Genomic DNA, 12,814 nt, shown 5'->3' on the forward strand with positions numbered 1-12,814 from the left:
GAGGAAGGCGTGGCGGTCAACTCAGGCCAACTCGAGCGCGGAGGCGACCGCGACCGGGTCGACCGGGATGGGCTCGACCACGGGCACGTCGCGCAGGGCCGTATCGGGGTCCTTGAGACCGTTGCCGGTCACGGTGCACACGACCTTCAGGCCGCGCTCGAGCCAGCCTTCCTTGCTCGCGGCGAGCAGACCTGCGATGGAGGCGGCCGAGGCCGGCTCGACGAAGATCGACTCGGACTTCGCGAGCAGCCGGTACGCCTCGAGGATCTCTTCGTCGGTCGCCGCACGGAATGCGCCGTTCGACTCCTCCTTGGCGGCCACCGCGCCGTTCCACGATGCGGGAGCGCCGATGCGGATGGCGGTCGCGATGGTCTCGGGATCCTTCACCGGATGGCCGAGGACGAGCGGCGCGGCACCAGCGGCCTGGACGCCGAGCATGCGCGGGCGGCGCGTGCTGAGGCCGTCGGCGGCGTACTCGCTGTAGCCCTTCCAGTAGGCGGTGATGTTGCCGGCATTGCCGACGGGCAGCACATGCACGTCGGGGGCGTCGCCGAGCGCGTCGACGATCTCGAAGGCGGCAGTCTTCTGGCCCTCGATACGCACCGGGTTCACGGAGTTGACCAGACCGATGGTGGAGAACTCCGCGGTGGTCTTGCGTGCCAGTTCCAGACAGTCGTCGAAGTTACCCTCGACCTGCACGATCTTCGCGCCGTGCATGACGGCCTGGGCGAGCTTGCCCATCGCGATCTTGCCCTGCGGGACGAGAACCGCGCAGCCGATGCCGGCGCGCGCGGCGTAGGCGGCGGCCGAGGCCGAGGTGTTGCCGGTGGACGCGCACAGCACCGCCTGCTTGCCGGTCGCGAGGGCCTCGGTGACCGCCATGGTCATACCGCGGTCCTTGAACGAGCCGGTGGGGTTGAGACCCTCGACCTTGACATGCACCTCGCAGCCGGTGATCTCCGACAGGCGCGGAGCCGGGAGCAGCGGCGTGCCACCCTCGCGCAGCGTGACCGTCTTCCAGTCGTCACCGATCGGCAGGCGCGAACGGTACGCCTCGATCAGGCCCGGCCACGGCGTGTGTACGGGGGTGGTGTTCTTCTCGGCCGCGCTCATTCGGCGGATCCCTCCAGTCTCAGGACGCTGGTCACAGCGATCACGGATTCGAGTTTGTCGAGCGCTGCGACGGTATCCGCCAGCGCACGGTCGGTGGCTTGATGGGTGAGTACCACCAGACGGGCAGCGTCGCCCGCGCCTTCCTGGCGGACCGCTGCGATGCTCACGCCCCGCGTGGCGAACTCGGCGGCGACCGCGGAGAGCACGCCGGCGCGGTCGGCGACCTTCAGATTGACGTAGTAGCGGGTGAGGATGTCACTCATGGGCGCGATTTCCAGCTGCGCGTACTTCGATTCACGCGGACCACGACCGCCCTGCACCCGATTGCGGGCGGCCATCACGAGATCGCCCATCACGGCGGAGGCGGTGGGGGCGCCACCGGCACCCTGGCCGTAGAACATGAGCCGACCCGAGGACTCCGCTTCGACGACGACGGCGTTGAACGCACCGTTGACCGAGGCCAGCGGGTGCTCGCGGGGCACGAGGGCCGGGTAGACCCGGGCGGACACGCGGTCCTTGCCGTCGACGGACGGGACGCGCTCGCACAGCGCGAGCAGCTTGATCGTGCAGTTGAGCGCGCGCGCCGAGGTGAGGTCGGCGGCGGTGATCGAGGAGATGCCCTCGCGGTAGACGTCGGCGGCCGTCACGCGGGTGTGGAAGGCGATCGACGCGAGGATCGCCGCCTTCGAGGCGGCGTCGAAGCCTTCGACGTCGGCGGTGGGATCGGCCTCGGCGTATCCGAGGCGGCCCGCCTCGGCGAGCGTCTCGCCGTAGTCGGCGCCCGTCTCGTCCATGGCCGAGAGGATGTAGTTCGTGGTGCCGTTGACGATGCCGACGACCCGGTTGACCTTGTCGCCCGCGAGCGACTGGGTAAGCGGGCGGATCACCGGGATCGCGCCGGCCACGGACGCCTCGAAGTACAGGTCGACGTTGCGGGCCTCGGCCACCTCGGCCAGTTCGCCGGTGTAGGCGGCGAGCAGTGCCTTGTTGGCGGTGACGACGGACTTGCCGGCGTCGAGCGCCGTGCGCACGAGCTTGCGGGGCAGTTCGATGCCACCGATGAGCTCGACGACGATGTCGACGTCGTCGCGGCGGATCAGCGCCTCGGCGTTCGTCGTGACCAGTTCCGCGGGGAGACCCCGGTCGCGGGCGGCGTCGCGCACGGCGACGCCCCTCAGCTCGAGGGGGGCACCGATGCGCGCCTCGAGATCCGCGGCGTCCTCGCGGATGATCCGCGCGACCTCGGCACCGACGGTGCCATGTCCGAGAACCGCCACACCCACCGGACGCCGGCCCGAAGCATCGGTCGCCGTTACACTGGTCACTCCGAAACCTCCAAGTTGAGCAGATCTTCGAGGGTCTCGCGGCGCAGCAGAACGCGCGAGACGCCGTCCTTGACCGCCACGACGGCGGGGCGAGGAAGCAGGTTGTACCTGCTCGACATCGAGTAGCAGTATGCACCCGTCGCCGCGACCGCCAGTAAATCACCGGCTGCGACGTCTGCGGGCATCCAAGCGTCGCGGATGACGATGTCGCCGCTCTCGCAGTGCTTGCCGACGACGCGCGAGACCACCGGCTCGGCGTCGCTCACGCGGGAGACGAGGCGCGACTCGTACTCCGCCTGGTACAGCGATGTGCGGATGTTGTCGCTCATGCCGCCGTCGACGCTGATGTAGCGGCGGACGTGCCCGGAACCGACCTCGACGTCCTTGAGGGTTCCCACCTCGTAGAGCGTCACTGTGCCCGGTCCGGCGATGGCGCGGCCCGGTTCGACCGCGAGGGTCGGGGCCGGCAGCCCGGCGAGCGCGGACTCGGTGCGGACGATGTCGCCCAGCTTCGCCGCGAGGTCGGCGACCGGCGGCGGGTCGTCGCTCGGCACGTACGAGATGCCCAGACCACCGCCGAGATCGACGATGTTCATCTGCGAGGTCTTGTCGACACCGAACTCGGCGACGATGTCGCGCAGCAGGCCGATGACGCGGTGGGCGGCCAGTTCGAAGCCGTCGACATCGAAGATCTGCGAGCCGATGTGGCTGTGCAGGCCGACGAGGCGGAGATTGTCGGCCGCGAAGACGCGGCGCACGGCCTGCATGGCGTTGCCACCGGCGAGCGAGAGCCCGAACTTCTGGTCCTCGTGCGCGGTGGAGATGAACTCGTGGGTGTGGGCCTCGACGCCCACGGTCACGCGGATGAGCACGTCCTGGACGACACCGGCCTCACCGGCGACCGCGTCGAGCCGGTCGATTTCGGCGAGCGAGTCGAGCACGATGTGCCCGACCCCGGCGGTCACGGCGGCCTGCAGTTCGCGGACGGACTTGTTGTTGCCGTGCATCGCGATCTTCCCGGCGGGGAATCCGGCGTGCAGGGCCACGGCGAGCTCACCGCCGGACGCGACGTCGAGCGAGAGCCCTTCCTGATGAACCCACCGTGCGATCTCGCTGCACAGGAACGCCTTCGATGCGTAGTGCACCTTCGCCGACGGGCCGAAGGCCTCGGCGATCTCCCGGCAGCGGGAGCGGAAGTCGTCTTCGTCGACGACGAACAGCGGGGTGCCGTACTTCTCGGCGAGCTCGGTCACCGGGATACCGGCGATGCGCATGACGCCGTCCTCGCCGCGCGCGGCATTGCGGGGCCACACGTGCGGGGCCAGCGCGTTGAGCGCCGCGGTGTCGGCCGGGCGCTCGGGCAGGTTGGGGGCGTGCGGGATCTGGGCGTGACGCGGTCCCGCGGGGTGCGCGTTCACATCCGCTCCGGGGCGGTGACGCCGAGCAGGCCGAGGCCGTTGGCGAGGACCTGGCGTGCGGCCGCGCACAACGCGAGTCGCGCGGTGTGCAGCGGTCCGGCCTCCTCGTCGCCCTGCGGCAGGATCCGGCAGGCGTCGTAGAAGCGGTGGTAGGTGCCCGCGAGTTCCTCGAGATAGCGGGCGACGCGGTGCGGTTCGCGCAGTTCGGCCGCCTTTGCCAGCACCCGGGGGTACTCGCCGAGGGTGCGGATGAGGTCGCCCTCGCGCTCGTGGGTGAGTAGCGAGAAGTCGGCGCCCTCGGCGGTCAGGCCGAGATCGGCGGCGTTGCGCGCGATCGACGACAGTCGTGCGTGGGCGTACTGGACGTAGTAGACCGGGTTCTCGTTCGTGGTGCTCGCCCACAGCTCGAGGTCGATGTCGATGCTCTGGTCCACCGAGGAACGCACGAGCGAGTAGCGGGCGGCGTCGACGCCGATCGCCTCGACGAGGTCGTCGAGGGTGATCACGGTGCCGGCCCGCTTGCTCATCCTCACGGCCTCGCCGCCACGGACGAGGTTGACCATCTGGCCGATCATCACCTCGACGGTGTCGGGGTCGTCGCCGAACGCCGCCGCGGCGGCCTTCAGACGCGCGATGTAGCCGTGGTGGTCGGCACCGAGCATGTAGATGCACAGGTCGAAGCCGCGCGAGCGCTTGTCCTGGAAGTAGGCGATGTCGCCGGCGATGTAGGCGGCGTTGCCGTCGGACTTGATGACGACACGGTCCTTGTCGTCGCCGTAATCGGTGCTCTTGAGCCACCACGCGCCGTCGTCGAAGTACAGATTGCCCGACGCCTTCAGGGTCTCGACGGCCTTCTCGACGGCTCCGCTCTCGAAGAGGGAGTTCTCGTGGAAGTACACGTCGAAGTCGACGCCGAACTCGTGGAGGGTGCGCTTGATGTGCGCGAACATCAGGTCCACGCCGATCGAGCGGAACGTCTCGTGCCGCTCGTCCTCGGGGAGCTCGAGGGCGTCGGGGCGCTGCTCGAGCACGGAGGAGGCGATGTCGATGATGTACGCGCCGGCGTAGCCGTCCTCGGGGGCGGGCTGTCCGAGTGCGGAGGCGATGAGCGACCGGGTGAAGCGGTCGATCTGCGCGCCGTGGTCGTTGAAGTAGTACTCGCGGGTGACCTCGCCGCCCTGGGCGGTGAGGATGCGTCCGAGCGCGTCGCCGACCGCGGCCCAGCGGGTGCCACCGAGGTGGATCGGGCCGGTGGGGTTGGCGGAGACGAACTCGAGGTTGATCCTCGTGTTCGCGAGGTCGCTGCCGGTGCCGTAGGCGGCGCCCTCGGCGAGCACCTTCGCCACGATCGCTCCCTGGGCGTCGGCGGCGAGCCGGATGTTGAGGAAGCCGGGGCCCGCGACCTCGGCGGAGTCGATGCCGTCGGCGGCGGTCAAGGCTTCGGCGAGCCAGGTGGCGAGTTCGCGGGGATTGACGCCAACCTTCTTCGCAACCTGCATCGCGACGTTGGTCGCGTAGTCGCCGTGCTCCGGATTGCGCGGGCGCTCGACGGTGAGGGTCTCGGGAAGAACGGACGCGTCGAGACCACGGTCGGTGAGGACACCGGCGGCGGTTCCGCGGAGCAGCTGAGCAAGGTCGGAGGGAGTCACAGGTGTCCATCCTATTGGCTGGTCGATCGCGGCGCCGACGCTCCCCCTACCGGCAGGTCGGGGCACCGCGCGAGAGCACGCCCGTAGAGTTGTGGGTGTTTGTGCGCCCGATGGGCGCGCGTCCGCCTGTCCACCCGTCGAAAGAGCACACAGCGATGCCCAGCGGTTCGGTTAGTGGCGGCTCCGGTAACAAGAAGACCGGAGCCAAGTCGTCGAAGGCCATTCAGGCCGCCAAGAAGAAGAGCGGCGGCGCTCCCGGGGTCTCCGGGCAGCGCCAGATCCCGTGGTTGACGATCGGCGGCGTGGCCCTGGTCGTCGTGCTGGTCGCCGTGATCGCTGTGAGCCTCATCCCGAAGTATCAGAACCAGCAGGAGATGTCGGCGTGGACGCCGTCGGAGTCCAACCAGGACCCGTCGGACGACATCGAGGGCGTGCTGAAGATGGAGTACCCGGCCGGTGTGCACGTCGCGCCGGGCCAGCGCGTCGCGTACGACCAGTCGCCGCCGTTCGGTGGCCCTCACGACTCCGTCTGGGCGACCTGCACCGGAACGGTCTACGAGCAGCCTGTGCGGAACGAGAACATGGTGCATTCGCTCGAGCACGGCGCCGTGTGGGTGGCATACAACCCCGATCTGCTCGACGACGCCGCGGTCGACACGCTCCGCGCGAAGGTCGACGGCCGCACCTACATGGTGATGTCACCGTATCCGGGACTCGAGGCTCCCGTCTCACTGCAGTCGTGGGGTCACCGGCTCGAGGTCGACAGCGTCGACGACGAGCGCATCGACCAGTTCATCAGCGCGCTGCGCCTGAACCAGTACACCTACCCCGAGGTGGGTGCGAGCTGCTCGACGATCCCCGGTTCGTTCGATCCGGCGAACCCGCCGGCCTTCGACGCTTCCGAGCCCGGCCCCGACGCGGTGCCGATGAACGCGGAGACCGCCGGCGACATGCAGCAAGCACCGGCCGGGAGCTGACGATGAGCGAGACCTCCTCGGACATCTCCACCCCAGAGCGCGGTGGGCACAACCGGCTGCTGCTGGTGCTGCTCACCGTCGCTGCGGTCGCCGTCGGTTTCCTCGCGGGGTTCCTGTCCCGGATCCCCTTCGAGGACTCCGCGCAGGCGGCGCCGGAGGCCGGCTCGGTGGACGTCGGATTCGCGCAGGACATGATCGTGCACCACGACCAGGGCGTCGAGATGGCCGCCGTGGTGGTCTCCAATTCGGAGGACGATCGGATCCGCAACATCGCGTACGACATCCTCACCACCCAGCAGAACCAGATCGGTCAGATGCAGGGCTGGTTGTCGCTGTGGGGACAGCCGGCGCTGCCGACGGGCGAGTACATGGAGTGGATGACGGAGACGGGTCACGGGCACGGTGATCACGGCACGACCGCCGAGTCCGAGGATTCGGACGGCTCGCACCTGATGCCGGGTATGGCGACCTCCGAGGATCTCGCGAATCTCCGGGCCGCGCGCGGTCCCGAACTGGACGTGCTCTTCCTCCAGCTGATGCTGCGCCACCACGAGGGTGGTCTGCCGATGATGGAGTACGGCGAGCAGTACGCGAGCACCTCGGCGGTGCGCAATCTGGCGGGCACGATGGTCGCGACGCAGCAGGGCGAATCGGATCTGATGAGGTCGCTGCTCGCCGAGCGCGGCGCCGAACCGCTGCCCCTCAACTGAGCCTTCGCGCGGCGAAACTGCGACTTCGGGCCGAAAACCGGCTCTGACCTGGCGATGTGGAGTTGAGCGCTCGATGCGCTAGGCTAACTCCCGCACCTCCGGTCATCCGGTGGTCCGGATGCCCTCGTAGCTCAGGGGATAGAGCGCTTGCCTCCGGAGCAAGAAGTCGCAGGTTCGAATCCTGCCGAGGGCACCACGAAGGCCCCGCTTCTCACGAAGCGGGGCCTTCGGTGTTCCAGGGGCCTTCGGTGTCCCAGAGCCGGTCAGTTTCCGGTGGTGAAGGGTGTGGGATCGAAGTAGTCGCGGCAGGCCGCGATCTTCCCGTCGACGATCTCGAAGACGCCCGTGACGGGCAGCTCGATCGTCCGGCCGTTCATCGTGAACACATCGGTGCGTTCGTTGAGCACGACGTTGCCGGAGACCGCCTGGTGGTGGATGCGGTAGTCGATGGCCCCGAAGGACGTCACGAAGCCCGCGATGTACTCCTCGATCGCCGCGCGGCCGCGGATCGGTTCCATCGGGATGTTGTGGAAGACCGCATCCTCGGCGAAGAAGGCCGCGAGCTCGGCAGGATCGGGATCGGCCCAGCGACGGCAGAACTCGGTGACCAGCTCGTCGGGGCTCATCGGGTCTGCACGCGCGCGAAGCGGGCGGGTTCCGCACCGGGCACGCGACGGACCCGTCCCCGCTCGATGAGCTGCCGGACGTGCGCCGAGCCTTCTGCGAGCGCCATCCTCTTGCCGTGCAGGGGGGTCTCGTCCCACGGCCGGTACCAGCGCATGCGGGCGGTGGCCTCCCACAGCGTGAGTTCCTCGTCGCCGAACGCGTCGTAGAGATCGTCGAGGCGCTGGTCGTGATGGGCGATCAATTCGCCGACGCGGTGCGGCAGGTCGTCGATCTGCTGCCGGTGCGCGGGCAGTGCGCGTCGCACGGGCAGGCCGGCGACCGCGCGCAGCGAGTCGAGGTACTCCCCCAGCGCGTCGCGTTGCGGCAGAGGGAAATCGAACTCGCCGACGTGCGGGGTCGTGGTCGCGAGGACGTGGTCGCCGCTGAACAGCACGCCGTGTTCCTCGAGCAGGAAACACGCGTGGCCGGCGGTGTGGCCGGGGGTCAGCACGGTGCGCAGGGATCGTCCCGTCAGCGGGATCGTCTCGTCGGCACCGAGTTTGCGGTCGGGCAGCGCGTCGGGACGGCCGACCGCCGGTACAAGGGTGGCCAGCGACTCCTCGATCGCGTCCTCGGGTGCCCCTGCGCGGCGCAGCAGTTCGGCTTCCTGGGGACGGCGATCGTCGTCGGAGAGCATGACCTCGAGGTGGGCGAAGTCGGCCTCGTTCATCGCGACCCAGCACCCGGAGGCCTCCCGGATGCGTCCGGTGAGCCCGACGTGGTCGGGATGGAAGTGGGTGACCACCACGCCCTCGACGTCGGTGACCGACAGGCCTGCGGTGGCCAGGCCGTCCTGCAGCGCCGCCCACGACCGGTCGTCGTTCCAGCCGACGTCGACGAGGACGACGCCACGCGGGGATTCCATCACGTAGACCTGGGTGTCGCCGACCGGCAGGTCCGCCACCGGGACGGGAACGACGTGGATGCCGTCCCCGATATCACGCGCTTCGGCCATGGTGATGCCTCTCGATCATGATGACTTTCGTTCGAAAGCTACAACAATGAATTCAACTATTACCCTGCGCGGGCTCGATGATCGCCACGATCGATCGGATCTCCCCCGCCGGGATGTCGAAGTGCTCGGTCACCGCGACCGACGTCTCGGCGCCCGGACGTGCTGCGATGTCCAGGACGAACCGCGCGACGACACTGTGGTGCCATTCGCGGAACTGCAGGTCGCGGACGCGGCGGATGGGCCGGTATTCCGGGCCGTTCTCGAGGCGGTCGCGGATCTCGATGCCGCTGTCGCCGGTGCGTTCCCCGTTCTCGACCCGCCAGGCGTCCTCGGCGAGCCGGACGTGGGACGCGTCGTGGCTGACCAGGGATCGGATGTATGCGCGTGCCATCGCGGCGCGGGGGCTGTCGGTCGGCCCGGTGGCGTGCGCGGCCAGCGCGGCCATCACCTCCGGTGCCCAGTCTGCGCGGCAGATCACGAGGTCGGGCAGATACGGGTGCGGCCGGTTGTATTCGAGTTCGCTGCCGTCGATCCGCGCGCAGTGCAGACCCGCAGCGCGCGCGACCGCGACCGGCGCCGCCGAATCCCACTCCCACTGACCTCCGGCGTGGATGTAGGCGTCGGCCTCCCCGCGGACCACCGCCATGGCCTTGGCACCGGCCGACCCCATCCGGATCAGATCGGCACCGAGATCGCGGGCCAGATCGAAGACGAAGGTGGGCGGCCTGCTCCCGCTGATGACGATGCGGGGGCGACGGCGGGCCGGCCGCGGCGCCGGGACCGGATCTGCGGTGCTGTGGACGACGCCGATCGCCGGTTGCGCGACCGCGGCGGCGGTGAGCCCTCGTCCTGCCTCCCAGAGCGCGATGTGGACCGCCCAGTCGACATGGTCGGGCATCCCGTACTCCTTCGACCCGTCGAGCGGGTCGATGATCCAGACGCGGTCGGCGCCGACCCGGGCCGGATCGTCCGCGGATTCCTCCGAGAGCACCGCGTCGCCGGGCCGCGCGGTCGCCAGCCGTTCGAGGATGTAGGTGTTGGCGGCGTGGTCGCCGCGCCGGCCCAGCTCGCGCCCGGTAAGGGCATCCGATTCGATGGCGCGGACCGTGAGCAGCAGTTCACCTGCGCCGGAAGCCGTCTCGGCCGCGAGCCGAGCGTCGTCGCTGTTGTCGTGCGTCATGGCCTCAACAATTCCACGACGAGGCCCGCCTGCACGGCAGGCGTGCCGTCGTGGGGGCGCACGACCAGCTCGGGATCGGACGGTGGTTCGTAGGGATCATCGACGCCGGTGAAACCGGTGATCTCACCGGCACGTGCCCGCGCGTACATGCCCTTCGGGTCGCGGGCCTCGCAGTCGGCGAGCGGCGTATCGACGAAGACCTCGACGAACCGGATCCCGGACTCCTCGTGCTGCCGGCGGATGCGGTCGCGGTCCTGACGGTAGGGACTGATGAGCGCGCAGATCGCGACGAGTCCGGCGTCGGCCATCAGCTGTGCGACCGCACCGACGCGGCGGACGTTCTCCGCGCGGTCCTCCGGACCGAAGCCGAGGTCGGCGTTGAGGCCGTGCCGGAGGTTGTCGCCGTCGAGGCGGTAGGCGGGGATGCCCTCGGCGAGCAGTCGTCGTTCGAGTTCGACGGCGAGGGTGGACTTGCCGGAGGCGGACAGCCCGGTGAGCCATACCGTCGCCCCGGCCGTCCCCCGTTCGGGCCGTGAGACCGCCGCCGAGTGCCAGACCACCGCCGTGTCGGCGAGTGTCGGGCCGGTGATCGTTCCGGCCGCGACGGTGTTGCCGGTACGTTCGTCGACGAGCACGAAGCTTCCGGTGGTGCGGTTGCGCCGGTAGGGGTCGAACAGCAGCGGCTGTTGCGTCCACAATTGCACGCGGCCGATCTCGTTGAGACCGAGCGTCGTCGCGGCCTCGTCGCGGTGCAGGCTGTTGACGTCGAGGCGGTAGTCCAGCCGCGCGACCCGCGCGGTGGTCGAGCGCGTGGTGTGCAGCAGGGCGTAGCGGGCGTCCGGATCGAGGGCGGAGCGTTCGTCGAACCAGCACACCATGGCGTCGATCTCGTGGCCGACGAGCGGACGATTGTTGGGGCGGCACAGCATGTCGCCGCGTCCGACGTCGAGGTCGTCCTCGAGTTCGACGCACACCGCCGCACCGGCGAAGGCGTGCTCGAGTTCCGTCCCGCCCGGCCCCCACAACGTTCGCACCCGCGTTCCGAAACCGGAAGGGAGAACGACCACCTCATCGCCGGGCGCGAATCCGCCGGCGGCGACCGTCCCGGCGTAGCCGCGGAAGTCGCGGTGCTCACCCTCGCCCGGCCGGATGACGTACTGCACGGGCAGTCGGGCATCGATGAGGTTGGTGTCCGACGCGATGTGGACCTGTTCGAGATGGTGCAGCAGCGAAGTCCCCTCGTACCACGGCATGTTCGCGGTGCGGGAGACGACGTTGTCGCCGTGCAGGGCGGAGACGGGAACGAAGGCGAGGTCGGGCATGTCGAGCTTCGCCGCGAGATTCCGGAACTCGTCGCAGATCTCGTCGAACCGGCTCTGCGACCAGTCCACCAGGTCCATCTTGTTGATGCACAGCACCACGTGCCGCACCCCGAGCAGCGACGCGAGAAAGGCGTGCCGGCGGGTCTGCTCGACGATGCCGTTGCGGGCGTCGACGAGGACGAGTGCCAGGTCTGCGGTGGACGCCCCGGTGACCATGTTGCGCGTGTACTGCTCGTGACCGGGAGTGTCGGCGATGACGAATGTTCTGTGCGCCGTGGCGAAATAGCGATAGGCGACGTCGATCGTGATGCCCTGTTCGCGTTCGGCGCGCAGGCCGTCGGTGAGCAGCGCGAGATCGGCGCGGTCGGCGCCGCGGTCGAGGCTCGTGCGGGTCACCGCCTCGAGTTGGTCCTCGAAGACGGCCTTCGAGTCGAACAGCAATCGGCCGATGAGCGTGGACTTGCCGTCGTCGACGCTGCCGGCGGTGGCGATGCGCAGCAGGGGGGACATCAGAAATAGCCTTCCCTCTTGCGGTCTTCCATTCCGGCGTCGGAGATCCGGTCGTCCGCCCGCGTGGCGCCGCGTTCGGTGACCCTGCTGGCGGAGACCTCGGTGACCACCTCGTCCGCGGTGGTGGCGGCGGATTCGACGCAGCCGGTGCACGTCGCGTCACCGACGGTGCGGAACCGGACGAGGCTCTCGCGCGGAGTCTCCCCGGGGAGGAGGGTAAGAAAACGGTTGTGCGCGAGCAGCATTCCGTCGCGCTCGATCACCGGTCGCCGGTGGGCGTAGTACAGGGACGGCAGGTCGACGCCCTCGTCGCGGATGTAGCGCCAGATGTCGAGTTCGGTCCAGTTGGACAGCGGGAAGACCCGCATGTGTTCGCCGCGGCGGTGCCGGCCGTTGTACAGCTGCCACAGTTCGGGTCGCTGCGCCTTCGGGTCCCACTGCCCGAACTCGTCGCGCAGGCTGAAGACGCGTTCCTTCGCGCGGGCCTTCTCCTCGTCGCGACGAGCACCCCCGAAGACGGCGTCGAATCCCCCTTCCCGCAACGCGCGCAGGAGGGTTCCGGTCTGCAGCCGGTTGCGGGTCGCGTGCGGTCCGTCGTCCTCGACGGCACGCCCGGCATCGATGTCGTCCTGCACCGAGGCGACGATCGACCGGATCCCCAGGCGCTCGACGGTGCGGTCGCGGAAGTCGATCACCTCGTCGAAGTTGTGCCCGGTGTCGATGTGCAGGACGGGGAACGGCAGCGGCGCCGGCCAGAACGCCTTGGCCGCGAGGTGGAGCATCACCGCGGAGTCCTTACCACCCGAGAACAGCAGGACGGGACGGGAGAAGGTCGCGGCGACCTCGCGGAAGATGTGCACGGACTCGGCTTCGAGCGCACCGAGCAGCGAAAGTTCGTAGGTCGGTGGTCGTTGCGGTGGCACCGTGGTCACTCGCGCCCCTCTCACCCGGCTCGGTACACATGTGTACCGATGCGGTCGAAGATTACT

Annotated in this window: 11 protein-coding genes and 1 tRNA gene; 3 read left to right on the top strand and 9 right to left on the bottom strand. The window is 69.3% G+C overall.

The features are described 5' to 3' along the window. Positions 1-21 precede the first annotated feature (21 nt). Genes thrC through argS form a run of 4 tightly spaced genes read right to left on the bottom strand, consistent with a single transcriptional unit; the run spans position 22 to position 5,505 of the window. Positions 22-1,113 (bottom strand): threonine synthase, encoded by a 1,092-nt coding sequence (gene thrC / locus AC6CID_RS14020; protein ID WP_006552580.1) that lies wholly within the window; start codon positions 1,111-1,113, stop codon positions 22-24. Next, positions 1,110-2,396, bottom strand: coding sequence for a homoserine dehydrogenase (locus tag AC6CID_RS14025; protein ID WP_006552579.1), 1,287 nt, complete (start codon positions 2,394-2,396; stop codon positions 1,110-1,112). The genes thrC and AC6CID_RS14025 overlap by 4 nt, the downstream gene beginning before the upstream one ends. Positions 2,397-2,434: 38 nt before the next feature. Then, complete coding sequence (gene lysA, locus AC6CID_RS14030) at positions 2,435-3,856, bottom strand: diaminopimelate decarboxylase (protein ID WP_024103697.1); 1,422 nt, start codon at positions 3,854-3,856, stop codon at positions 2,435-2,437. After that, positions 3,853-5,505, bottom strand: a complete 1,653-nt coding sequence (gene argS / locus AC6CID_RS14035; protein ID WP_064061233.1) for an arginine--tRNA ligase — start codon at positions 5,503-5,505, stop codon at positions 3,853-3,855. The genes lysA and argS overlap by 4 nt, the downstream gene beginning before the upstream one ends. Positions 5,506-5,660: 155 nt before the next feature. Here argS and AC6CID_RS14040 point away from each other — a divergent pair, with 155 nt between their 5' ends. From AC6CID_RS14040 to AC6CID_RS14050, 3 genes are all read left to right on the top strand, one after another. Next, positions 5,661-6,482: a thioredoxin-like domain-containing protein gene (locus AC6CID_RS14040; protein ID WP_064061232.1), complete on the top strand. Its 822-nt coding sequence runs from the start codon at positions 5,661-5,663 to the stop codon at positions 6,480-6,482. A gap of 2 nt (positions 6,483-6,484) precedes the next feature. Then, a complete protein-coding gene (locus tag AC6CID_RS14045; protein WP_033097983.1) occupies positions 6,485-7,192 on the top strand; it encodes a DUF305 domain-containing protein in 708 nt (235 codons plus the stop codon). Between the two features lie 120 nt (positions 7,193-7,312). After that, positions 7,313-7,388: transfer RNA gene (locus tag AC6CID_RS14050), tRNA-Arg, on the top strand. A 67-nt stretch (positions 7,389-7,455) separates the two neighbouring features. Here AC6CID_RS14050 and AC6CID_RS14055 read toward each other — a convergent pair. From AC6CID_RS14055 to cysD, 5 genes are read right to left on the bottom strand one after another with little or no spacing between them, the layout of a single operon-like run. Continuing rightward, positions 7,456-7,818, bottom strand: coding sequence for a nuclear transport factor 2 family protein (locus AC6CID_RS14055; protein ID WP_039587738.1), 363 nt, complete (start codon positions 7,816-7,818; stop codon positions 7,456-7,458). Then, complete coding sequence (locus tag AC6CID_RS14060; protein WP_498354095.1) at positions 7,815-8,813, bottom strand: MBL fold metallo-hydrolase; 999 nt, start codon at positions 8,811-8,813, stop codon at positions 7,815-7,817. The genes AC6CID_RS14055 and AC6CID_RS14060 overlap by 4 nt, the downstream gene beginning before the upstream one ends. A gap of 52 nt (positions 8,814-8,865) precedes the next feature. Further along, a complete protein-coding gene (locus tag AC6CID_RS14065) occupies positions 8,866-9,993 on the bottom strand; it encodes a 3'(2'),5'-bisphosphate nucleotidase CysQ (protein ID WP_418345594.1) in 1,128 nt (375 codons plus the stop codon). Further along, the gene (gene cysC / locus AC6CID_RS14070) at positions 9,990-11,825 is read right to left on the bottom strand and encodes an adenylyl-sulfate kinase (RefSeq protein ID WP_039587743.1); all 1,836 of its coding nucleotides are present in this window, start codon (positions 11,823-11,825) and stop codon (positions 9,990-9,992) included. Before cysC ends, AC6CID_RS14065 begins: the two co-directional genes overlap by 4 nt. Next, complete coding sequence (gene cysD, locus AC6CID_RS14075) at positions 11,825-12,757, bottom strand: sulfate adenylyltransferase subunit CysD (RefSeq protein WP_039587744.1); 933 nt, start codon at positions 12,755-12,757, stop codon at positions 11,825-11,827. Before cysD ends, cysC begins: the two co-directional genes overlap by 1 nt. Positions 12,758-12,814 lie beyond the last annotated feature (57 nt).

The sequence above is a fragment of the Rhodococcus sp. GQ147 genome (assembly GCF_059759155.1).

Excerpts from the sequence above, each read along its gene's own strand:
- thrC (WP_006552580.1), bottom strand. The coding sequence starts at position 1,113 with ATGAGCGCGGCCGAGAAGAACACCACCCCCGTACACACGCCGTGGCCG.
- AC6CID_RS14040 (WP_064061232.1), top strand. The coding sequence starts at position 5,661 with ATGCCCAGCGGTTCGGTTAGTGGCGGCTCCGGTAACAAGAAGACCGGA.
- AC6CID_RS14045 (WP_033097983.1), top strand. The coding sequence starts at position 6,485 with ATGAGCGAGACCTCCTCGGACATCTCCACCCCAGAGCGCGGTGGGCAC.
- AC6CID_RS14055 (WP_039587738.1), bottom strand. The coding sequence starts at position 7,818 with ATGAGCCCCGACGAGCTGGTCACCGAGTTCTGCCGTCGCTGGGCCGAT.
- AC6CID_RS14060 (WP_498354095.1), bottom strand. The coding sequence starts at position 8,813 with ATGGCCGAAGCGCGTGATATCGGGGACGGCATCCACGTCGTTCCCGTC.
- AC6CID_RS14065 (WP_418345594.1), bottom strand. The coding sequence starts at position 9,993 with ATGACGCACGACAACAGCGACGACGCTCGGCTCGCGGCCGAGACGGCT.
- cysC (WP_039587743.1), bottom strand. The coding sequence starts at position 11,825 with ATGTCCCCCCTGCTGCGCATCGCCACCGCCGGCAGCGTCGACGACGGC.